General features: G+C 62.1%; 18 protein-coding genes. 3 read left to right on the top strand and 15 right to left on the bottom strand.

Going from position 1 to position 22,752, the window contains the following annotated elements:
- Nucleotides 1-55 precede the first annotated feature (55 nt).
- Both sucD and sucC read right to left on the bottom strand, forming a co-directional pair.
- On the bottom strand, nt 56-931 hold the full coding sequence (gene sucD / locus MOP44_RS05375; protein ID WP_260794883.1) for a succinate--CoA ligase subunit alpha: 876 nt from the start codon (nt 929-931) through the stop codon (nt 56-58).
- The gene (sucC, locus tag MOP44_RS05380; RefSeq protein ID WP_260794884.1) at nt 931-2,109 is read right to left on the bottom strand and encodes an ADP-forming succinate--CoA ligase subunit beta; all 1,179 of its coding nucleotides are present in this window, start codon (nt 2,107-2,109) and stop codon (nt 931-933) included. Before sucC ends, sucD begins: the two co-directional genes overlap by 1 nt.
- 249 nt (nt 2,110-2,358) lie before the next feature.
- On the opposite strand from sucC, the gene MOP44_RS05385 reads away from it, so the two are divergent.
- The gene (locus tag MOP44_RS05385; RefSeq protein WP_260794885.1) at nt 2,359-3,264 is read left to right on the top strand and encodes a hypothetical protein; all 906 of its coding nucleotides are present in this window, start codon (nt 2,359-2,361) and stop codon (nt 3,262-3,264) included.
- A gap of 269 nt (nt 3,265-3,533) precedes the next feature.
- Nucleotides 3,534-4,964: an APC family permease gene (locus MOP44_RS05390; RefSeq protein ID WP_260794886.1), complete on the top strand. Its 1,431-nt coding sequence runs from the start codon at nt 3,534-3,536 to the stop codon at nt 4,962-4,964.
- An 83-nt stretch (nt 4,965-5,047) separates the two neighbouring features.
- Here MOP44_RS05390 and MOP44_RS05395 read toward each other — a convergent pair whose 3' ends face one another.
- The 13 genes from MOP44_RS05395 to MOP44_RS05455 form a co-directional block, all read right to left on the bottom strand.
- A complete protein-coding gene (locus tag MOP44_RS05395; RefSeq protein WP_260794887.1) occupies nt 5,048-5,941 on the bottom strand; it encodes a cytochrome c oxidase assembly protein in 894 nt (297 codons plus the stop codon).
- A 5-nt stretch (nt 5,942-5,946) separates the two neighbouring features.
- The gene (locus MOP44_RS05400) at nt 5,947-7,485 is read right to left on the bottom strand and encodes a cytochrome b N-terminal domain-containing protein (protein ID WP_260794888.1); all 1,539 of its coding nucleotides are present in this window, start codon (nt 7,483-7,485) and stop codon (nt 5,947-5,949) included.
- Entirely contained in the window at nt 7,425-8,099 is a 675-nt protein-coding gene (locus MOP44_RS05405) for a QcrA and Rieske domain-containing protein (RefSeq protein ID WP_260794889.1), read from the bottom strand. The genes MOP44_RS05400 and MOP44_RS05405 overlap by 61 nt, the downstream gene beginning before the upstream one ends.
- 39 nt (nt 8,100-8,138) lie before the next feature.
- Nucleotides 8,139-8,909 (bottom strand): c-type cytochrome, encoded by a 771-nt coding sequence (locus tag MOP44_RS05410; protein WP_260794890.1) that lies wholly within the window; start codon nt 8,907-8,909, stop codon nt 8,139-8,141.
- The gene (locus MOP44_RS05415) at nt 8,906-9,793 is read right to left on the bottom strand and encodes a hypothetical protein (protein ID WP_260794891.1); all 888 of its coding nucleotides are present in this window, start codon (nt 9,791-9,793) and stop codon (nt 8,906-8,908) included. Before MOP44_RS05415 ends, MOP44_RS05410 begins: the two co-directional genes overlap by 4 nt.
- Entirely contained in the window at nt 9,793-10,389 is a 597-nt protein-coding gene (locus MOP44_RS05420; RefSeq protein ID WP_260794892.1) for a cytochrome c oxidase subunit 3, read from the bottom strand. The genes MOP44_RS05415 and MOP44_RS05420 overlap by 1 nt, the downstream gene beginning before the upstream one ends.
- Before the next feature lie 8 nt (nt 10,390-10,397).
- A complete protein-coding gene (gene ctaD / locus MOP44_RS05425; RefSeq protein WP_260794893.1) occupies nt 10,398-12,092 on the bottom strand; it encodes a cytochrome c oxidase subunit I in 1,695 nt (564 codons plus the stop codon).
- 10 nt (nt 12,093-12,102) lie between these two features.
- Entirely contained in the window at nt 12,103-13,239 is a 1,137-nt protein-coding gene (gene coxB, locus MOP44_RS05430) for a cytochrome c oxidase subunit II (protein WP_260794894.1), read from the bottom strand.
- Between the two features lie 310 nt (nt 13,240-13,549).
- A complete protein-coding gene (locus MOP44_RS05435; RefSeq protein ID WP_260794895.1) occupies nt 13,550-15,448 on the bottom strand; it encodes a M2 family metallopeptidase in 1,899 nt (632 codons plus the stop codon).
- 123 nt (nt 15,449-15,571) lie between these two features.
- The gene (locus MOP44_RS05440; protein ID WP_260794896.1) at nt 15,572-18,385 is read right to left on the bottom strand and encodes a UPF0182 family membrane protein; all 2,814 of its coding nucleotides are present in this window, start codon (nt 18,383-18,385) and stop codon (nt 15,572-15,574) included.
- A 79-nt stretch (nt 18,386-18,464) separates the two neighbouring features.
- Nucleotides 18,465-19,367, bottom strand: a complete 903-nt coding sequence (locus MOP44_RS05445) for an aldo/keto reductase (protein WP_260794897.1) — start codon at nt 19,365-19,367, stop codon at nt 18,465-18,467.
- 32 nt (nt 19,368-19,399) lie between these two features.
- Entirely contained in the window at nt 19,400-19,888 is a 489-nt protein-coding gene (locus MOP44_RS05450; protein WP_260794898.1) for a TM2 domain-containing protein, read from the bottom strand.
- Nucleotides 19,889-20,053: 165 nt separating this feature from the next.
- Nucleotides 20,054-20,980 (bottom strand): hypothetical protein, encoded by a 927-nt coding sequence (locus MOP44_RS05455; RefSeq protein WP_260794899.1) that lies wholly within the window; start codon nt 20,978-20,980, stop codon nt 20,054-20,056.
- 146 nt (nt 20,981-21,126) lie between these two features.
- Between MOP44_RS05455 and MOP44_RS05460 the strand changes: the two genes are divergently transcribed.
- Nucleotides 21,127-22,617, top strand: coding sequence for a M20/M25/M40 family metallo-hydrolase (locus MOP44_RS05460; protein WP_260794900.1), 1,491 nt, complete (start codon nt 21,127-21,129; stop codon nt 22,615-22,617).
- Nucleotides 22,618-22,752 lie beyond the last annotated feature (135 nt).

A 22,752-nucleotide genomic window follows, 5' to 3' on the forward strand; every position in this document is an offset into this window, starting at 1 on the left:
GAAAGGCTCGCCTTGCGGCGAGCCTTTGTTCTTAACGCATGGTTGAGGGCTGTTTCTATGCCTTGCCAATCACGCGGGCCAGGGTCTCACCCATTTCCGCGGGGGAGACGACGACCTCAATGCCGGCTTCGCGCATGGCCTTCATCTTGCTGGCGGCCGTGCCTTCGCCGCCGGAGATGATGGCTCCGGCGTGGCCCATGCGGCGTCCGGGAGGCGCGGTCTGACCAGCGATGAATCCGACGACGGGCTTCTTGACGTTGGCTTTGACCCAGGCGGCTGCGGCTTCTTCAGCGGTGCCGCCGATCTCGCCGATCATGATGATCGCTTCGGTGCCGGGATCGTCGTTGAGCAGCTTGAGTGCATCGATGTGCGTGGTGCCGATGATGGGGTCGCCGCCGATGCCGATGGCGGTGGACTGGCCGATGCCGCGCTGGGTCAACTGATGGACGGCTTCGTAGGTGAGCGTGCCGGATTTCGAGACGATGCCGACGCTGCCTTCCTTGTGAATGCGGCCGGGCATGATGCCGATTTTGGCCTTGCCGGGCGAGATGACGCCGGGGCAGTTGGGTCCGATGAGGCGCGACGACGAGTTCTTGATCTTCGCCCAGACCTTCACCATGTCGAGCGTGGGAATGCCCTCAGTGATGCAGACGATGAGGGGAATCCCCGCGTCTTCGGCTTCGAGGATAGCGTCGGCCGCGAACGGCGGCGGCACAAAGATCATGGTGGCGTTGGCGCCGGTTTCCTTCACTGCGTCAGCCACGGTGTTGAACACCGGCCAGCCTTCGTGTTTGGTTCCACCCTTGCCGGGCGTGACACCGCCGACGACGTTGGTGCCATATTCGGCGCAGCCTTTGGCGTGGAAGGTGCCCTCTTTGCCGGTGATGCCCTGAACGATGAGCCGCGTATTTTTATCTACGAGTACTGACATTACTTCGCCTCCTTCGCGGCTGCTACGACGAGTTCCGCAGCTTCCTTCATCGTTGCGCCTACCTGGAAGTTGAGGCCGGATTCCTTGAGGATCTTGCGGCCCTCTTCGACGTTCGTTCCTTCAAGGCGAAGGACGATGGGTACCTGCACGTTGAGGTTCTTCGCCGCTGCGACCACGCCGGTGGCGAGACGATCGACGCGAAGGATGCCGCCGAAGATGTTGATGAAGATGGCCTTCACGTTCTTGTCGCTGAGCAGAATTTCGAACGCGTGCTCGATCTGTTCCTGCGTGGCGCCGCCGCCTACGTCGAGGAAGTTGGCAGGCGAGCCGCCGGCGTACTGGATGATGTCCATGGTGGCCATCGCAAGGCCCGCGCCGTTGACCATGCAGGCGATGGTGCCGTCGAGCTTGATGTAGTTGAGCGAGTACTTGCTGGCTTCGACTTCGAGCGGATCTTCTTCGTCCACGTCGCGCAGGGCCTTGATGTCGGCGTGACGGAAGAGCGCGTTGTCATCGAAATTGATCTTGGCGTCAAGGGCGAACAGCTTGTCGTCTTTGGTGGTGATGAAGGGATTGATCTCGACGAGCGAGGCGTCGGTTTCGAGCGTCGCCTTGTAAAGGCTCTGGAAGAACGCGACGGCCTGGTTGACCTGCGTGGGCTTGAGGCCGAGCGCGAAGGCGAGTTTGCGGGCCTGGTAAGCGCCCAGGCCGATGGCCGGATCGATGCTCTCTTTATAGATGGCTTCGGGCGTCTTGGCGGCGACCTCTTCGATCTCCATGCCGCCGGCCTGCGAGGCCATGAAGGTCAGTTTGCCGGTGGAGCGGTCGAGCACGATGCCAAGATAGAGCTCGCGGTCGATCTGCGCGGTCTCTTCGATCAGCAGGCGGCGGACCTTCTGGCCCTGGGGGCCGGTCTGGTGCGTGATGAGCTGCATGCCGAGGATCTTCTGCACGTGCTGCTCGGCTTCATCGCGGTTCTTGGCCACCTTCACGCCGCCGCCCTTGCCGCGGCCTCCAGCGTGAATCTGCGCCTTGACCACAACGCCCGATGCGCCCTCCGCGAAGAGCTTGCGCGCCACGGCGGCGGCCTCTTCCGGAGTGTTGGCGACTTCGCCCCTGGGAACGGGCACGCCGTATTTCGCGAGGATTTCTTTCGCCTGATACTCGTGAATCTTCATTGGATTGGAACCGCCACGGCCGCTGAGATTTGGGGTTTCGGAGAGCCTGGCTGGAGGAAATCCGGCCAGTGCAGGAACGAGCCAGCGGTAGAGAAAGCATAAATTGTGGGGGTTGAGGCGGGCAAACCACAGGTGGGACGATGCTGTGGCGATGCGCAGGTTAAGGTGCGGCGATGTACGAGTGGGCGACTACTTATCGAGTGCTCCCACCCCGTGATGGCTGACGGTTCGGCGGTAGACTGGATGGCGATGAAAGCCGCAGTTGTCCTCCTCATAGCAATGACGGCTCTAACCTCCTTGCCTGCCGAGCGCGTCGCCTTCGGACAGGGTCCGATTGTCGGCGTGCTTGAAGACGTGCCAGATGAGTATGGCGGCAATTCCTCTCCTGGTGTTCGAGTCGTGTTTAAGAAAGATGGAAACGATTGGAAGGCGTTTCCAACTTGCGGTGATGTTGACTGTTTAACGACCGTCTCCCAGCAATATCCGCAGCAGGTCACTTGGACCATTGCGTTTGATGGAAGGGGTTTGGGCCAGGTGACAGGACGCATTCCAACTGGATTCAGCTTTTACTCGCGTGTAGGCCTGCAGGACGTAGGGAACGGGGCATTGCCGAGAGTCGGCTCGAGGTCTGCAGCGTATGGAGGGGAGAGCGGCGCATCTGTATATCGTCCACTGGTTGCGAACTCGCAGCCGTATGTCAGCGATCCGGAGTCTTGGCAACCATCGCAACTCACGCCTCAGCAGACCAGAACCGTGCGGCAAGCCTTTCGAAGCCGCTTTCCGAAGCTTTGCGCAATCAGCAAAGCAGACGAATCCAAACTACAGTCATTCCCCTATCTCGACGAAGACTTGAAGCTCGTAAAAGCCTACGAGGGAAAAGGCGGATGGATGATTGCCCGCCTGCATCTCGCTGGAGCGGTTGACTGTGAGGATGCCGAGACTGGTTTTGAGATGAATGACACTTGGTTCACGATTGATCCGCAGAAATCGGTGAAATACCTCGATGAAGGTTTGTGGCTGGTCGACGCTGGCGATTACGACAACGACGGTCAGTCAGAGATCCTGTTCGCGATCAATAGCCATAACCGGGGCGGCTATAAGCTGTTTTACGATCACTTCAAGAAGCACACCACATTCGAATACGCTTTCCACTGAATACTGGATTCCTTGTTCTCGCTGGGTGAAAGGATACGGGTGCTTCATTGAACGGATTGGCGCCTACTCAGACATTCGAAAAGCAACCGCAGATCCTTCGACTCCGCTGCGCTCCGCTCAGGATGACAGCTGGTGGAAGGGTCGAGGTGAACGAGGGATCGGAGTCGAAGCAATCAGAAGAAACCGTCCGCCCCGCACTGACCACTCTGTCGCGTCTCCGCTATGATTCCATGTACTGTTCAGCAAAGTTCTGACCTGCAGGTGTCCGCATGACAATCTCCGCCGGCGATGCCGTTGCGACGAAGTCCCAGCTCCGCAAGACGATGGGGTTCTGGGATGTGCTGCTGTTCAATATCGCTACGGTGCTGGGGCCGCGGTGGATTGCGGCGGCGGGGCACAACGGCACCTCGTCGATCAGTTTGTGGGTGCTGGCCGCGGTGTTCTTCTTTGTGCCGGGCGCGTTCGTCATCAACGAGCTTTCGTCGCGCTTTCCGGAGGAGGGCGGGCTCTACGCGTGGTCGCGCGAGGCGTTCGGGCCGTTTCACGGATTCGTCGCCGGGTGGACCTACTGGATCTACACCGTCTTCTACTTTCCGGGGCTGCTGCTGGCGTCGGCGTCGATGTCGGCTTACATCATCGGCGGCAACGGCGTGACGCTTGCGGGGAACCGCACGTATCTTCTCGTGGTGTCGCTGGCGCTGCTGCTGGTGGCGGTGGTGCTGAACATCATCGGGCTCAATATTGGGAAGTGGCTGCAGAACGCGGGCGGGGTGGGGACGTATGTTCCGCTGTGCATTCTTGTGGTTCTCGGCGCGGTCATCGCGCTCACACGCGGCTCGGCGACGCAGTTCACGGTGCACAACATGATGCCGGCGTGGAACTGGGACACGGTGAACTTCTGGTCGCAGATTGCGTTTGCGTTTACGGGGCTCGAGCTGGTCTCGGCCATGAGCGAGGAGGTGCGCGACCCGCGGCGCACGCTGCCGCGGGCCGTGTTTGGGGCGGGCGCACTGATTGCGCTGATGTATATCGCCGGGACGTTTGCGATTCTGGCCCTGGTGCCTGCGGGGAATATCGATCCGCAGAGCGGCGTGTTTCATGCGATTACGGTGGGATCGACGGCGCTGAAAATCGGGGTGCTGGGCGTGATTGCTGCCCTGCTGGTGACGGCGGGGAATGCGGGCGGCGTGGGCTCGACCGTGGCGGGCATTGCGCGCGTGCCGTTTGCCGTGGGCATCGATCGCTATCTGCCCGCGGCGTTTGGGAAGATCCATCCGAAGTGGAAGACGCCTTGGATTTCGATCCTGGTGCAGGCGGGATTGTCGGGCGCGATCCTGCTGCTGAGCCAGGTGCATACGCGGTCGGCGATTGTGGGCTACCAGATTGTGGTGGACGCGGCGATCATCCTCTACTTCATTCCGTTTCTCTATATGTTCGCGGCGGTGATCGTGCTGGCGGCCCGCAAGGATCGCCGCGAGAATGAACATGCGGTGCTGGTGCCGGGGGGCAAGGCCGGTGTGTGGATCTGCGGAGCGCTGGGATTTGTCGTTGTGCTGGTGGGGATTGGGCTCTCGTTTGTGCCGCCGGGTGGGTCAGATGCGATGGATTTCGAGATCAAGCTGGTGGGCGGTACGGTGGGGGCGATTTTGATCGGGCTGGTGCTTTATTGGCGGGGAGTCCGGTCGAAGGCCGCGGTGTAGGGATAGCAGAGGAGCGGCGGAATCAGTGGTAAAAGCGGGTTCTTCGTCGCTGCGCTCCTCAGAATGACAAGTTGGTAGGGGAGTCAGGCGACTGGAATGCGCCGCGACGCGCTGCTTCCTTGTTGCTGACGGAGAAGAGCAGCGGGCGTCAGCAGTTGCAGGGTGATCACCACGGCGGGTGCGAGCATCACCAGCGAGTTCAGTACCCACATTTCAGAGCCTGCGGCCACTTGATCCTGTAACGGGGTGAGGAATGAGACGCGTTCGGCTGCGGCGTAGGGCGCATAGAGCACGCGGCCCGAGAACGCGAGCGTAGCAGAGAGCACGGTGTTGAGGATGTCGGCGCCGAGCAGGTAGGGGATGACGGTCCATCGGGGCCAGCGCGGCTGCGTGGGCCAGGGCGCGAGGACCACCCACCAGAATGCGACCGAGGTGAGTAAGAAGCACAGGTGCTCGAAATCGTGGATGCGTTCCGAGGTGAAGGTCAGTTCGAACATGGCCGGCACGTGCCAGCCGAGATAAGCGATGTTCATCGCAAGCCAAGCGAACACGGGATGCGTGATCAGGCGACAGATGGCGTGGAACCAGCGCGCGCGGAATACGGGCCGTGATAAGAGGCGGATGAGCGGGCGAGGCAGCCCGCGGAGCAGCGGCACCGTTGGCGCGCCGAGCACTAGAAGTGGAGGCGCCACGCTCATGAGGATGAAGTGCTGCAGCATGTGCGCGGTGAGCAGGTAGTCGTCTAGGGCATCGATAGGCGAGGCTAGGGCGATCCAGAGCGCGGCCGCTCCGCCGACGAAGCACGTTGCGCGCCAGGCGGGGAGCTCAAGCGGGCGCGTGCGGTTTGCGACGAACCATCCGCGGAGATAAAGCGCTAGCATTACCGCGAGGCCGATGAACGGCACCACGGGAAGCGACCAGGCCGCGAGCCAGTTGTCGGGGAGCGGGTCGGAATCGAAGATGACGATCGCGAACATGCCGGTCACTTCGGGGGAATCTGCGTTCCGCCGCGCTGGACGTTTGAGTCGGGCGGCACGCCTCCCTGGCCGGCTACCTGGCGCGACATGTCCTGCGCCTGCGGACGATAACTCGGGCGCAGCGTGATGAGGTACTTGACGAGGGCGGTGGTCTCGGCGGGCGAGAGTGCGCTGCCGTAGGCGGGCATGTTGCCGCCGCCGAGGAGTACCTGGCGGTAAAGCTGATCCTCGGTCAGACGCGTTGCCACATCATCGAGAGCGGGGCCACGCATTCCACCGAGGCCGCCGACGGAGTGGCAGTTGCGGCACTGCTTGGCCTGGAAGACGACTGCGCCTTTGCGCTCGAGCGGGGTGCGGTCTTTCAGGAGATTGGCGGGAATGACGGCGCCACTCCACGCGGTCATCTGCGGGCTCCATGGTGTGTAGGTGCCGAGATGCGTGAGCACGCCGAAGCAGATGGCGAGGAACATCACCATGAATACGGCGACGGGACGCCGCCACCAGCTCTTCTCGCCGACGCCTGCGATGAGCGGCAGCGCGACCAGCGCGGCGACGGCGACGACGGGTGCGATCAGGATGAAGGGCGTCTCCATTTCGGGAGGGAGGAAGGAGAGCACCGAGTATATCCAGAGGAAGAAGAAGTCGGGCTTGGGGACGGTGTTGATGATGGTGGGGTCGGGTACGCCCTTGGGGCCGAAAGGACCGAAGATCGCCGCGCAGATGGCGACCGCAAGGATGATGGCGGCTGAGAAGAAAAGGTCCTTCCACACCGCGCCGGGAACGAAGGGGATGCCGTGCTTGTGCGATAGCTCGTTGTACTCCTCGATGTAGGTTTCGCGGCGCACGACGCGGCCGGGCATGGGCCACTCATTGATACCAAGCTTGAGCACCATCCATACATGAAGGGCTGTGAGGCCGAGGAGGGTTCCAGGAATGATGAAGACGTGGAGCGCGAAGAAGCGCGTGAGCGTAGCTCCGTTGATGATGGGCCCGCCGAGCATGATGTGCACAAGCTGTCCACCGATGAGAGGCACGCGGCCCATGATGGAAGCGCCGATGCCGAGGCCCCAGTAGGCGTCCTGGTCCCAGCGCAGCACCTGGCCGGTGAACGCCATGCCGAGCGTCATGAGCAGCATGAAGACGCCGACGATCCACGTGAGCTCGCGCGGAAATTTGTAGGCGCCGAAGAGGAACACCTGCGCCATGTGGATGAGCACCACGGCGACCATGAAGTTCGAGCCCCAGCCGTGCATGGCGCGCAGGAACCAGCCCAGCGGCAGTTGATGATTCAGAACCTGGAGGGACCCCCATGCGTGCGCGGCCGACGGTTGGTAGACAAGGCCCAGCAACACGCCCGTGACCACCTGCAGGATGAGCAGCGTGAGGCTGGCGGAGCCGAAGACGTACCACCAGCTTGCAGTGCTCTTCGGCACCGGATGCAGAACGGCATCCTTGACCGGCCCTTCGATTTGTACGCGCCGTTCTAGCCAATCGTAGAGGCGTCGGTACCACGGGCCGTGATGGCCGGGGATGTATCCGGGCATGATTCAATCCTTGCGATGAGTGCGGGTTGTTTCGGTTCGGCTGCACCGGGGCAGGGCCCGGACTTGGCGCGATTTTGCAGGGTGGGCATCTGGCCGGCGTTGATCATGAGCTTGCCGTTTTCGACCTTGACTTCGTAGGTGAAGAGGCCGCGCTCGGGCGGACCGGAGGCACGGCTGCCGTCGGCGTAGTAGACGCCGCCATGGCAGGGGCACATGAAGAGTTGCGACTCGCTGAACCAGCGCACCGGGCATCCGAGATGCGCGCAGTTGATGGCAAACACGGTGAAGTTTCCCTGTTCTACACTGCGCACGTAGGCGGGAATTTTGGCGGTTTCGCCGTCCCACGGGTCCGTGACGGGATTGGTGAAGGTGACCAAGCGGGTTTCGCCGGGCGGGAAGTCGGACGCGTTGCCGATCGCGATCCACTGCAGGTATTCCTTGCGGCGGAGCACGGGGCCGAAGAGATATCCGACAACCGGAACTGCAACAAGCGCGCCCACGATTGCATTGAGCGCGACGCCGACGTTCATGAGGAATGTGCGGCGCGAGACGCGTTCTCCATGCAGCCGCTCTTCCTGTTCCTGTGGGCTCGGCGGTGGAAGTTTTTCATCCATTATGTTGCTCCCTTTGGGGAGTGTTGTTCCGATTCGTGATCATGGCTTGCTCGCGCTGGGCTGCGTCTCAACGGGTTTCGCATTGGGCTGCATGTTGGGATAGGGCTGACCGGGACGTGCGGGGCGCTGGGCGATCAGCCATGCGGTCACGTTGGTGATTTCGTCGTCGCTCAGCGGGTGGCCCTTGATATGGTTGCGCCAATCGGGCTGGGCGATGTTTGGGTCGGGGTCAGGGCGGCCGGCGATGATGATGGTGCGCACGGTTTGCTCGTTGATGAGCGCCAGCAGCGAGCCGTCGAGGATTGACCCGTCTCTGCCGGGCTTCTGCGCATTCTCGCCGTGGCAGCTTGCGCATGCGGCTGTGTAGACTTGCTGGCCTTTGCTCACGTCGCCTGCATGCGTGGCCTTGTACGGTGGCGGTGTGTCGCTGCCGAAGGGGTTGGGCTTGCTCCAGCGCGCGCGCATTTCTTTCATCAACGTGTCGATTTGCGCATCGCTGAGTTCGCCTCCGGAGGAGACGTTGAAGCCAGGCATCAGCGTGCCCTTCTCGCCTTTGGCGATGATGTCGCGCATAGTAGTGTCGTCAATCAGCGCGAGGTATTCAGGATTGTTGAGTGCGATGGCGGCGCCGCCCTGGCCGTTGGCTCCGTGGCAACCGGCGCAGTTCTCGCCGTAGAGCTTGTCGAAGGACATGACGGCTTCGGGCCGCGGGACTTCAGGGCCGGGTTCAGGGCGGCCGGGCATGTTGCATCCGGCGATCGCAAACGCGAAGGGTGCAAGCAGGCACGCGTGGATGAGGGTCGGTCTCATTTGCGGTGCTCGTCTCCCTCATGTTCGTGGCCGCCCTCATGACCCGGGTGAATGCCGGGAGCTTCAATGCCGAGGCGGACCGGCAGCGGGACCTGACTCAGCCGTTTGAGCCGACCGGATCGGGAAACGACGTATCCGGCGACCAGGCCAAAGATGACCTGCGATGCGGCGAAGGACCACCAGTCGATGCGCTCGGCGAGGAACGGATTGACGATGCCGAGAATGCTGTGCAGCAGGCCGGTCCACGCGACGGGCGCGATGATGCCACCGAGGAGGATGGGACGCTTCGGCCAGATGGGCAACATCGCGCCATAGAGGATTCCGACCAGCAGTGTGGTTGCTCCCTGAATGATGTTGGCCGTGATGAACGCCTGGAGATTGAAGCGCTGCATCTCTTCGACGCTGGGGTTGGACCATACGCCGACGCCCGCGCCGCCGAGGAGATTCACCACGTACCAGACGCTGTGATAGCGGATGATGCCGTAGATTTCGGCGGGGATGACCATCGCGATGCCGCCGAGGATTCCGCCTTTGATGCCGCTGGAGATGGGGAATGTTTCGAGGGGCAACTGCGCGCGATGGGTTTCGTTGATTTCGATGCGCGCGACTTTTTCGTACTCGGGGATGAAGGAGAAGAACTCATCAGCGACAGGGACGTCGTCGTGAGCTTCGTGAGGCAGCACTGCGCGGAACCACCCCACCGCGGAGATAACGAAGAGGAACAGCCCGAGCCAGATGAGCCACATGCTTGTGACGAGCGCGGCGCACATGAGCACCACGCCCAGCGACATGAGGAATGGCCAGGGCGTGGAAGCAGGCAGGCGGACGATGCCTGACGGCGGCTCGCCGTGACCCGTTGCGTGCGAGTGAGGATCTGCGCTCATTAGCGGCCCACCACGTAAACGACGGTGAAGACGACGATCCAGACGGCGTCGACGAAGTGCCAGTAGAGAGCCAGTGTCTTTACGCGATAGGCATGATGCGGATGCACCGCTCCCATCAGCGAAAACACCAGCACGAACAGCATCATGACGAGGCCGACGACCACGTGCGACGCATGCAGGCCGACGAGCGAGTAGTACGTCGTGCCGAAGAGGTTGGTGGCGATGGTGAGGTGATGGTCGACGATCAGGCTGTGCCACTCCACGCCTGTGCCGTAGAGGAAGATGATGCCTAGCAGGATCGTTATCGCCCACCAGAGGCGGAATGCGGCAATCTTGCCGTGCTCGATGGCGCGCTCTGCGAGCACGATGAAGAAGCTCGAAGAGATGAGGCAGATGCTGTAGAACCAGGGGACTTCGAGCGCGTCCTTCGGCGTGGGGCCGTGCACGTCGCGGCCGAGGTAATAGAGGTACGCGACCACGAAGATGGTGAAGATGGACGACTCCGCGGTGATGAGCGCGGCCATGGCGACAGTGCCGCGCGAAGGCAGCGTCCATTCGGCGTCATGTTGATCGTGCTGGAGCGGAACTGTGGCCATCTCTCCTCTTACTCGAAAGCGGAATCAGGATCTTCAGGATGCTTGCGGTCCCATAGAGGACGCCGGCTTGCGACCTCCGGCTCGATTGCGAAGTTGTACACGGGCGGAGGCGATGCGGTGGCCCACTCCAGCGTCCACGCATCCCACGGATCCGGCCCCGCGTCGTCGCCGCGGAAGTAGGAGTGAACCATGTTGTAGACGAAGATCAGAATTGCGATGGCCTGGATGAATCCGCCGATGGAGACGATGAAGTTGAGAGTGTTCCAGCCGCGGTCTGGCTCGTAGGTGTAGATCTGGCGGGGCATTCCAAGAAGGCCGGGGAAATGCATCACGTCGAAGGTCACGTGGAAGCCGATGACCATGAGCCAGAAGTGCCAATTGCCGAGTGTTTCATCGAGCATGCGTCCGGTTATCTTCGGATACCAGTAGTAGATCGCTGCGAAGATCATGAACACGATGGCGCCGACGAGCACATAGTGGAAATGCGCGACGACGAAGTAGCTATTGTGCAACTGCCAGTTCCACGCCGAGACCGACAGCATGATGCCGGTAAGCCCGGCGATGACCCACTGGAAGAGGAAGGCGATGGAAAAGAGCATCGGCGTTTCGAAGCGAATCTTGCCGCCCCATATGGTTGCGAGCCAGTTGAAGGTCTTGATGCCGGTGGGGATCGAAACGAGCATGGTCGACAGCGTGAAGAACGCGTTACCGAACGACGTCATGCCGATGGTGAACATGTGGTGCGCCCACACACCGAGGCTGATGAAGCCGATGCCGACTGAAGCGGCCACCATAGCGGGATAGCCGAAGATGGCCTTGCGCGAGAAGACGGGAATGATCTCGTTGGCGAAGGCGAAAGCGGGAAGGACGAGCACGTAGACCTCGGGGTGGCCGAAGATCCAGAAGAAATGCGCCCACAAAATGGCCGAGCCCCCTGCTTGCGTGTCGAAGAAGTGGGCGCCCAGGTAACGGTCAAGCAGCAGCATGGCCTGGCACGCGGTGAGGGGACTCACGGCGACGAGCACCAGGAACGACATGGTGGCGTAGAGCCAAGGCAGCAGCGGAATCCGCGACAGAGTCATTCCCTTGCAGCGCATGCAGAAGACGGTGGCGATGATGTTGATTGCGGTGCCGATGCTGCCGATCCCGTTGGCCAGGATGGCGATTGCCCAGTAGTCGGTGGTGTGGCCGGGCGAGAAGGCCTTCTCGGTCAATGGGGCATAGGCGAACCACGCGATGTCGGGCGCGGAGCCAGTGCCGGAGAGGCCCACGCCGCCGATGAAGCTGTAGTAGAGCAGCAGGCCGGCGAAGGAGCTTATCCAGAAGCTGAAGGCGTTCAGGCGCGGGAAGGCCATGTCGCGCGCGCCGATCATAAGCGGCACAAGGTAGTTGCCGAACCCGAAAAGAATCGGCATGCCCACCAGGAAGACCATGGTCGTCCCATGCATGGTGAACATGCGGTTGAACGTATACGGGGACAGGAAATCGTTGTGCGGCTTGATGAGCTGGATTCGGATCAGCATCGCCTCAAAGCCCGCGACGAGCAGGAACACAAGGGCATAGGCGATGTACATGATGCCGAGCTTCTTGTGATCGACGGTGGTGATCCAGTCGTGGACAACCTCGAGCCAGGTGCCGCGCGCAGGGGAGCGTTCGACGGTCACTTCCACTCCCTGCCCTACGGGATAACTCTGGTCGGCCATCGTTCGCTCCCTACTTGAGTGTGAGCAGGTACGCGGTGATCTGCGCATTCTGCCGGTCGTTGAGATGCATTGCGGGCATCAGGCACCCGGGCTTGAAGGTGTTGGGATCGGCGATCCAGGCGAGGAGATTGCCTGGGGTGTTTTGAGCGGCGCCGGAACCAAGCGTGGCGCGGCTCATGAGGTGCGTGAGATCGGGACCGTAGCGGCCATTGGCCATGGTGCCCGCGACCGCATGACAATTGATGCAGGCCTGCTGCTCGAAGACGATCTGGCCATTGTGCGCGTTGATGGCGTTGTCGGGCGCCTCGGTGGGAACAACGGCAACAGCGCCATGCGTGGGCGGCGAGTTGGGCGGTACGGAACCTTTGCTTTGATTGCCGGGATTGGGCACGGAGGCCAGTGCCACCTGCGCCTGCGCAAGCTCAGCTTGCGTACGCTGCTGGTTCTTGATCCACGCGTTGAACTCTTCGGGAGTATCGACGGAAACGCGCAGCAGCATCTTGGCGTGCTGCGGGCCGCAGAACTGCGCGCACTGGCCGACGTAGACACCGGGCGACTGCGGGTCGATCCACATTTCGTTGACGCGATTGGGAAGCAGGTCAGTCTTACCGCCGAGTTGCGGAACCCAGAAGCTGTGCATCACGTCCGCCGAAGTCAGTTTCATGAACGTGGGGTGAGGCGCGGATGCGGGGCTTACCGGAATGTGGAGTTCGTTGGCGGCCACCACGTTGTATTGCGGATAGCGGTACTCCCACCAGAACTGGTGGCCGATCACAACGACGTCGAGCGCGTTCGCCGGCTTCTTCGCATCCTGCACGGAGAAGAGCACGCGCGCGGTGCCAAGGAAGAGCACGGCGATGATGAGGATGGGGATGATGGTCCATGACAGCTCGATCTGGAGGCTGCCGAAGACCTGCGGCGGTTCAGTGTCGTCGTTGGGCCGCGCGCGGAATTTCAGGATCGAGTAGGTGAGCAGGCTGCCGACGCCGAGAAAAATCAGCAGGGCGATCCATAGAACGAAAATGGCAAGCTGATGCTCTTCGCGCGCAGGCGTGGAGTGCGGCGCAAATATCGATGCCGGCAGCGAGGCGCGCGCTGCTGATGCGCAACCGGCGATCACAAGGGCGGGTGCGATCGCGCGGCACAAGCGAAGAGTCGATTTTAATCGGGAGCGCATCCTGAGCGTTCGTTTCCTGATTAACGGCAAGAAACCGGTACGATGCTCGTCGCCTGAGGGCGGTTGCCCTTTTCAAGGACGGGGAAGTTGAACGGCTAAAGCGCAGCTGGTTGGCGGCGCGCTTACCTTACAAAGGGCCGACCTACCCTTAACGGGTTTATCTTAACGCAGGTAACGGGATGTGCAGAACTAGAAGAAGGTGAAAGTACCGCAATGAGGCGCGCGGCGCGAAAAGGCATGAGGCAGACGCTTGGGTCTGCCTCATTATGTGAAACGCAATTCAGTGGGAGGCGTTGCGGTTCTGATCCTTGAGCCATGCATACAGCGGGGCGAAGTAGTCGAGCATGGGCTGAGCGTCGAGATGATCGGTGCCGGTCATTTCCTTGAGGGTCTGCTGCCACGGCTGCGACTGGCCTGCTTCGAGCATGTGGGCGAGCTTTTCACCGGCGGCCTTTGAGCCGTAGAAGCTGCAGCGGTTCAGCGCGCCCTTGTAGCCGCTGGCGTCGCACATCGCCTTGTAGAACTGGAACTGATAGATGCGCGCCAGGAAGTAGCGCACGTAGGGCACGTTCGTTGGGATGTGATTCTTGGCGCCGGCGTCGAAGTCGGCTTCGGTGCGGTCGACCGGCGGCGCTACGCCCTGGTACTGTGCGCGGAGCTGCCACCAGGCCTTGTTGTAATCGGCAGGCTTGATCTGGCCGGAGAAGACCTGCCAGCGCCACTTGTCGAGAGCCAAGGCGAAGGGCAGGAACGCGACCTTGTCGAGGGCGGTGCGCAACTGCAGCGGGATGTCAGCCTCGGCGGGCGGTTCGGAGTCGGTGAGGCCGAGTGTCTTGAGATAGGTGGGCGTGATCGAGAGGGCGATGGAGTCGCCGATGGCCTCGTGGAAGCCGTCGTTGGCGCCGTTGCGAAAGAGGTAAGGCTGTTTGTTATAGGCGCGCTGATAGAAGTTGTGGCCCAGCTCGTGATGAACCGTGGTGAAGTAGTCGGCGTTGACCTCGATGCACATCTTGACGCGCAGGTCGTCGACGTTGTCGACGTCCCAGGCGGAGGCGTGGCAGACAACCTCGCGGTCGCGCGGATGCACGAACTGCGAGCGTTCCCAAAAAGTGGCGGGCAGCGGCGGGAAGCCCAGCGATTTGAAGAAGTCTTCGCCGTAGTGAACCATCGCCTTGCCGGCCGCGAGTGACGCAGCGTGGCCTTTGTCGGAGCTGAGGTCTACGCCAGAAGCGAAGGTCGGCGCGGCAGCGGGGTCCTTTTCTGCAATTTGCTTCTTGAGCGCGGACTCAAGGTCGACGGGCTTGAATTGCGAGAGCTTCGGATCAGTGGGCGCGACGATGTCGTAGATGTTGCCCCACTCCTGCGCCCACATATTGCCGAGCAGTTGCGCGGGGATGAGGCCGTCGGGCCGCTCGGCGGCTTTGCCGTACTTCTCAATGAGCCGACGGCGGACGTAGATGTGCAGCTCGCGATAGAGCGGCTCAAGCTGCTTCCATGCGCGTTCCACTTCCGTGGAGAATTCGGCGGGAGTCATGTCGTATCCGGCGCGCCACAGCTCGCCTGTGTCGTGGTAGCCGAGTTCGCGCGCGCCGATGTTCTGGAGGTCCATGAAGCGGGCGTACTTGTCGCGCATGGGAGCGCCCACCGCGTGCCAGCCTACCCAGAGCTTCGTCAGCTCTTCAGGATCGCGCGAGTGCGCCATGATGTTCGAGATGGCGTCGATGCCCACGCAATTGTCGGGCGTGGGGCAGAATTTGCCTTTGCCGTACATGCCGGTGAGCTGGGCGGCGAGCTGCGTTTCCTCGGCCAGCAGTTTCGGATCTTTGGGTGCGGCAGGCGCGTTGACCTGCAGAAGCATGATCTGGCGCCGCATCTCGTGCGGGAGTTGTAGGTGATCGAAGCGGTGGCTTTCTGCGGTGATGGCGAGGGTGCGCGCGGTGGCTTCCTCGTTGAGGCGCGCTGTGGTCGCCTCGGTATCGCCGGTGATGTTGGTCTCGGCGGTCCACTCCGCGTGAGCTGCGGCGACGCCCAGCTTCAGGAGATCGGCGTTTGCGGAGTCGAGAAATTTACGGGCGTCTTCGAGGGTGGGTTGGGCGGCTTGTGCGTAGATGATGGCGGGCGAGATGAAAGCGAAGCTAAGTGCTGCGTAAAACCCAATGCGTTGAAGCGGAATGTTCATGTGATTCTTCCCGGGTTGGATTGATACCTCAGGGGCTAAAGGCCCTCGAGTAACGATCGTTGGATGTCAGGGCTAAAGCCCTGACCTGCCAGACCTGGCATGACAGTCCTAACGCAGGGCCGCCTACTTCTGGCGTGCGTTGAGGGTGTCGAGTTTCTGTTTCAGGTCTTCGAGCTTCTTACCTGCGTCGGAGAGTTTGCCTTCGGCGGTTAGGCGTTGGTAGTCATTGAGGTCGCGGGCGGCGGCCTGGATGAGCGCGTTGGTGTCTGGTGCGGCCTGCGGCGCGCCGGATGGATTCTGAGCTGATGGCTGCTGCGCGGCTTCTGCCGTCATCGACGAGGCCGCTCCGGCGAAGAGCGATTGCAGAGCCGCTTCGTATGTGGTGCCGTAGGCGAGCTTGTCCTGTAGTGCGAGAACGACCAATCGCAGCTCCGGCATGGGGCTGCGCTGCGCCTGCAGATAGATGGGCTCGGCGTAGAGCAGTGCTTTACCGCATGGAATGACAAGCAGCGTGCCGCGGCGGACGTGCGAACCCTGCTGGTTCCAGAGCGTGAGCTGGCCGGAGAGCTGCGCGTTCTGGTCGATGCGGGCCTCGATCTGCAGCGGGCCGTCGACGAGGCGCGTCTTCGGGAAGTTGTAGGCCAGAGCAGTGCCGTAGTGGTCACCGTCGCCGCGGCCGGCGATCCAGCCGATGAGGTTATTGCGATTGGCGGGCGTGAACGGAAGGATGTCGATGAACTCGAGGTCGGAGTGGCCGGGCAGCTTCATCAACACGAAGTTGGGTTCCATCGGAAGAGAGGCCTGCTCGTTGTTGCCGTTCGTGCCTGTTTCTGAAGCGACGGTCCAGAGGTCTTCGCGGTTGTAGAACACCACGGGATCAGTCATGTGATAGAGGCCATACACCTCGGCCTGCAGCTTCAACTGCAGCTCGGGATAGCGGATGTGCCGGCGGAGATCCTGCGGCATGGCCGACGCCTCTTTGAACAGCGCCGGGAAGATGCCGCGCCACGCGGCAATGATGGGGTCAGTGGGGTCGAAGACATAGAAGGTCGTCTCGCCGTTGTAGGCGTCGATGACCACCTTCACGCTGTTGCGCAGGTAGTTGATGGATGTGTCGCGCAGTTCGTAGTGGGTGGCATAGGGATAGGTATCGGCGCTGGTGAAGGCGTCGATGATCCAGCGCAGGCGGCCGTCGTCGCCGATGGTGATGTACGGATCAGCCTCGAAGGTGAGAAACGGCGCGATGGCGTGCACGCGCTGGCGGATGTTGCGGCGCATCAGGAGGCGGCTGCCGGCATCGATGTCATCGCTGAAAGGGACCTTTGTGAGATCGCCGCGATCAAACGCGATCAACAAGCGGCGCAGCAGGCCGCCCATTTCGATGCCGCCTGTGCCTTCATAGGATGAGAAGCTGTCGGTCTGGCCCTGCGGGAAATTGAATTCCTTGTGGTGCGTCTTCACGTAGACGTCGAGATCCGTGAGTTGGCCGAAGTAGATTTCCGGGCGTGTCACGGCGGGAGCCGAGCCGGTGCGCTCGACCGGCATGTTCGACAGCAGCAGTGTGGGCATGCCTTCAGGCGTGAAGCCGTTGACCGGGTTCATGGTGATGCCGTAGCCATGCGTGTAGGTCAGCTTTTCGTTGATCCAGTTGCGGCTGCTCTCGGGCAGCTTATCGACATTGAGCTCGCGGGCGGCGAGCAACACCTGTCGCGTCTGTCCGTCGAGCGTGTAACGATCGATGTCGACGTCGGGGAAATCGTAGTAGGTGCGGATCTCTTGAATCTGACGGAGCGTATCCTGGAGGGCGCGCCAGTCCCAGAGACGGACATTGCGCAGCGTGTCCTGGTTCTTGTCGGGCTCGGCCGCGGCGAGTTCGGTTTCCGCGGGGAACTCATGCTCCGTGACACGGTCTAACGCATAGGCGCGGCGCGTGAAGTCAATATTGTGCGCGATGTATTGCTGCTCACGGGCAAGCTGATTTGGCTTGACGATGAAGCTGGCCACGTACCAGCCGACGATCTGCACGATGAAGTAGCAAACGATGGCCGGAACTGGTGCAAGGGCGATCCAGCGCAGGCCAGGGCGCGTAACGAGATTGAGGAGCGCGATGGCCGCGCCGATTATGAGAAGGACGCAGACCAGCAGTTGGCCCGTGAGGAATACGTGTGCATCGGTGTAGGTGACGCCGCTGAAGACGGTGTGGTCGGTAATCAGCAGTTCGATGCGGCCGATGTAGACGCGGGCCGCGATGACGAGCAGCAGAAACGCCACGGGAATGGAGAAGACGCTCCAAGGCAGGTGGCGCGTGGTGTCGAAGCCCCGGATGGAAATACGGCTGCCGCCCGAGAGCACGGCCGAAAACGCGGTGGCAATGCACATGAGGATGGCGAGCGTGAGGAGCCATCCGGCGAGAAGCTCCCAGATCGGCAGCGTGAAGAGATAGAAGTCGAGGGGCCGGCCGAGGATGGGGTCGGCAAATTCGCCTGCGATCGACGGCCGGTGCAGGTAGAGCGCGAACTTCGGCCAGTCGGACATCATGCCGCCACCTGCTCCGAGCGAGATCAGCGCGGAGAGGACCAGCGCGCCCCAGCCGAGCACCCTCTCCAGCGGAAGATGGATGATGCGGTCGCCGAAGCGGAGCGTGCCGGCGGCGAGGACATCGCGCTCGGTGGCGTGCAGCAGGATGCGACACCAGCCGTAAAGGACGGCGAAGGTGGCGATGGCGAAGACCGCGAAGGCGGTCCACTCCAGGCGCAGGGATGTCCAGAAAACGGAGGCGTAGCCCAGTGATCCGAACCAGAGGTTTTCGACGTAGTACGAAACCAATGTTCGGAAGCTGAAGAGGAGGACTACAACGACGAAGGCGAGAACGATCCAGGCAACGCCGCGGCGATTTTGATGCCCAGAATCAGTAGGATAGATGACGGTATCGTGCATCAGGCCAGCTTTCGGCCCAGCGCGAGCAGCGCGCCTGAGGCCCCCGCCATTGTAACGCCGGAAAAGCAGCCGATAGCCGTCAGCCCTCAGCCGTCAGCTTATCCAGCTCGGTCCAGGTGGCGGAGTCGATTTGGAGGGAAGCGGCGGCGACATTCTCCTCTAGATGGGCGATCTGCGACGTGCCCGGGATGGGTAGCAGTACCGGCGAGCGGTGCAGGAGCCAGGCGAGCGACAGCTGGGCGATGGTGATGTTGAGGCGCTGAGCGATGCGGCTGAGGGTGTCGGTGAGTTGCGGCGAGACGGCCGTCTTGGTCGGGGCGTTCTGGTTCATGAGCTTGCCGGCGGCGACGGGGTACCAGGGCAGGAAGCCGATACCTTCCTGCTCACACCAGTTCAGGGTGTCTTCGTGGCGGCGGTCGGCGATTGAGTAGCGGTTCTGGATCGTGACGATGGGGACGATCTTGCGAGCCTGCTCGATCTCCGCGGGGGTGACTTCGCTGAGGCCGATGTGGCGGATTTTGCCCTGGTCCTGGAGTAGTTTCAGGGCTCCGAGCGATTCTTCGAGTGGAGTCCGCGCGTCGATTCGGTGGAGTTGGTAGAGCTCGATGCGCTCGAGCCTGAGGCGGCGGAGACTCATTTCGACGCATTGGATGAGGTAGCCCGCGCGGGCAACGAACTCGGTTTTGGAGGGGCCCTGGCGGGTGACGCCGCCCTTGGTGGCGATGACGAGGCCGGGGGGGTAGGGGTAGAGGGCTTCGGCGATGAGGCGCTCGGCGATCTCGGGGCCGTAGGCGTCGGCGGTGTCGATGAGGTTGACGCCGAGGTCGACAGCGCGGCGGAGGACGCGGCGGCACTCTTCGGGGTCGGAGGGCTCGCCCCAGGCGCCCTCACCTACTAAGCGCATGGTGCCGTAGCCGAGGCGGTGGACGGGGAGGTCTCCGCCGATGAGGAAGGTGTTGCCGTTGCTGGAAGCGCTGAGCATGTCAGTACGATGCTAAAACGCGAGGGGCTTGTTTAAAGAACGGATCCGCAGGAGGAGCAGAAGCGGGCGGTGGCTACGTTGGTGGCCTGGCAATGGCGGCAGGTGAGCAGCGTGCCGGGGAGGGGGAGGGTGGATCCGCCTAACGGGGCGGCTGCAGCTGCGGCCGGGACCGGCACGGCAGGTGCGACGTAGACGTTTCCGGCAGCGCCGACGGGCCAGCCCCATCCGGCGGGGACGTTCATGCCGAGGGTGGCGGCGATAGCGGCGGCCTGGATGGCGTTGAACTCGCGGACCCGGGCGGGCATGAAGAAGCACTCGATGAAGCCGAGGATGGCGGGGATTCCCGACCAGAAGAACACTAGATAGAGGATGCCGAGGCCGGTGCGGCGCAGGTAGAAGTGGTGGGCGCCGAAGGTGCCGAGGAAGAGTGCAAGCAGGATGCCGACCACCTCATCGCGGCGGACAGCCTCGTACTGCTCGTAGAACATTGCCTGCGTGTTTGGATAAGCGACCCCGCTCATAACGACCTCTTGTACATCACGATAACTGATACGTGTTGGGGGCGGGGGCGGTTCCGTTGGGGATGCAGGGACAAAGGGGACCCGGAAGGGTTCTTCGCCTACGGCTCAGAATGACAAATTCTGGTTAGGGCTTATCCCCTTGTCCTTTTTCCCGAGTTCCCTGCTTTACATGTTGGCCTGGCCGGAGCGCATTGCTTCGTTGAACTGGGGCTTGATGAAGCTGAGTGCGGCGTCGAGACGGGCCTGGAACTCTGAGGCGCGGGCCATGAGCGCGGGGGTCGCGGCGGCAAACTCGCCATCGACGGTCATGAGGCCTTCACCGGCTTCATCGTTGGCCATGCGGAGTAGGTCCTTCTCCGTTGTGTTGAGGTACTGGGCATCCTTGGGGTCGGCGATCCAGACGGGCTTGGAGGCGCCGAGGACGCCGGAGAGCCAGTAGACCTTGCTGAGCAGGTACTCGAGACGCGCCTTGTCGTCGGTCTCGGTGAAGAGAAATTTCTTCTGCCAGCGGGAGTAGAAGCGGGTGGTGACGGGGACGGGCTGGCGATTGCCGGACTTGAGGAACTCAAGCTGGCCGAAGTCGACGGTTTTGCGGATGGCGTTGTAGACGAAGGACTCGGCGTAGGGCTGTTCCATTGCCGGAACGATCTCGGCGAAGGTGACGGTAACGGAGGCAGCTACCTTGGCGTGGAGGCCGGAGTTCTTGCCGTCGGCCAGATCCAATTCGCCGTGGACGATGTAGGTGTCGGCGCCGGAGGTGGAGCGGTGGAAAGGCCACTGGAACTTGCCGAAGGCAACAGGGATTCCGCCGAGGGTGACGTAGCACTCGGGGCGGGGATTGCGCAGGCGCTTGGCCTCGGCGGCCAGGTGCGCGGTGATCTCGGGCAGTAGCGTCGGCTTGTCGAAGTCGAAGTCGTGGCTCAACTCCAACTTGAGGGAACGGTTGGAGCTGTCGGCTAGGCCGAGCTCGAAAACGGTGGTGGGCTCACCGTGAAAGTCGCTGCCCTGGGTGACGGAGGCGAGAGTGAGGCCGGCCTGGGCGGCGGCTTTTTCGATGGAGGAGACAAGCGAGGTCTTGGGCGCTGCGGTCATGAGTACAGAAATCCTGCGGGTGGAATCGGTCTCTTTCAGTTTAAAGCAGGGACCAGGCACCAGGGACCAGGGAACAGAAAAGCAGGGACAAGGGACAGAAGGGTAAGAGGCTGCTAGACTGGCGGGACTTCTGGAGGAGATTGCGCGTGCGAGTAAGAGCGGTGATTGGGTGGGTTGGAGTGGGGATGGGGGTTGCTCTGGCGCCGATTGGGGTGAGGTCGCAGGGGGCGGTTGGAGCTAGCCAGGTGGATGCGGCGACGCGGCAGGCGGTGGTGAAGCTGGGCGGGCAGTTGATGATGGCGGGCAAGGCTTATGACTATGACCGGCAACTGGCCGATGAGCTGGGGCCGCGGCTGACGGGGTCGGACAACTATATAAAGGCCGCCGATTGGGCCGTGGGGGAGTTCAAGCGGCTGGGGCTGACGAACGTCCATAAGGACGAGTGGGAGATTACGAATACGTGGGAGCCAGAAGAGTGGGCTACGGCGCGGATTACGGCTCCGCGAGAGATGCGGCTGCACCTGGAGAGCGACGGGTGGAGTCCTTCAACGCCGAAGGGTGGCGTGAAGGGGCGCGTGTTCTATCTAAAGGCGTTGACCGAGGAGGCGATCAAGACGGGGGCGCCCGATATTAAGGATGCGATTGTGCTGCTGGATCGAGATTCGATGGAGGGGCCATTGCTGTGGGGTAAGAGCCTCGACTTGGTGGACATGATGGCGAAAGAGGGCGCGAAGGCGTTTCTGCTGGGAGTTGGGGCACAGGATAATGTGCCGGTGATGTTTGGGTTGACCGGCAACAACGGAGCGGTGGCCCCGGTTCCCGTGGCGAACGTGGGGAAGGAAGATACGTTGCTGCTGCGCCGGATGCTGGAGAAGGGGCCGGTGCAGGTGGAATTCAGCTTCAAGAACAAGGTTCGGGACCATGTGAAGGTGCCGAATGTGGTGGCGGATATTCCGGGGACGGATGGCAGCGGTGAGTACGTGCTGATTGGAGGGCACCTGGATTCCTGGCAACTGGGAACGGGGGCGCAGGATAACGGCACGGGCGCGGCGAGCGTGATGGCAGTGGCAGAGGCGGTGAAGGCTAGCGGGATCCAGCCGAAGCGGACGATGCGGTTTGCGCTGTTCGGCGGGGAAGAAGAGGGACTGCTGGGATCGATCCATTACGCGCAGATGCATACAGCGGAGCTGGCGAAGTGCGCGGGGGTGTTCATCACGGATACGGGCGCGTCGGCTCCGACGGGATGGTACGTGTATGGCCGGGACGACGAGCGGAAGATGCTGGAGGCTCTGAAGCCGCAACTCTCAGCTCTGGATGCGGCTGGGATCTCCGATGACGGGCGATTTACGTTCGCGACAGATCATGGGCCGTTCCTGGTGCAGGGTGTGCCGGCCTTCGTGCTGTGGACGCCGTTCGAGGAGTATCACAAGATCCACCACAAGCCGAGCGACACGTTCGACAAGGTGAACCAGCGGGATTTGAACCTTGGAACTGCAGTCGTAGGAATCACCGCCCTGACCGTGGCTGACTCGGCCCAGCCGCTGAAGCACTATTCGCAGGCGGAGATGGAAGAGCAGTTGAAGAAGATCAAGGAATACGACGAGTACAAGGACATGGTGGATCACAAGATGCTCTAGGCACCTGCGGGGCACCTGCGGTGCGGCCACTGCGGCTTCGCCGCCACTCGTGTGAGCTAATGGCGATGGTTCTTGTCCTTCGCGCCAGAAGAAAGGCGCGAAGGTACCCGTGGCCGGTTTCGCTGCGCTGTTCTC

It is taken from the genome of Occallatibacter riparius, from assembly GCF_025264625.1.
GTDB classification, from domain to species: domain Bacteria; phylum Acidobacteriota; class Terriglobia; order Terriglobales; family Acidobacteriaceae; genus Telmatobacter; species Telmatobacter riparius.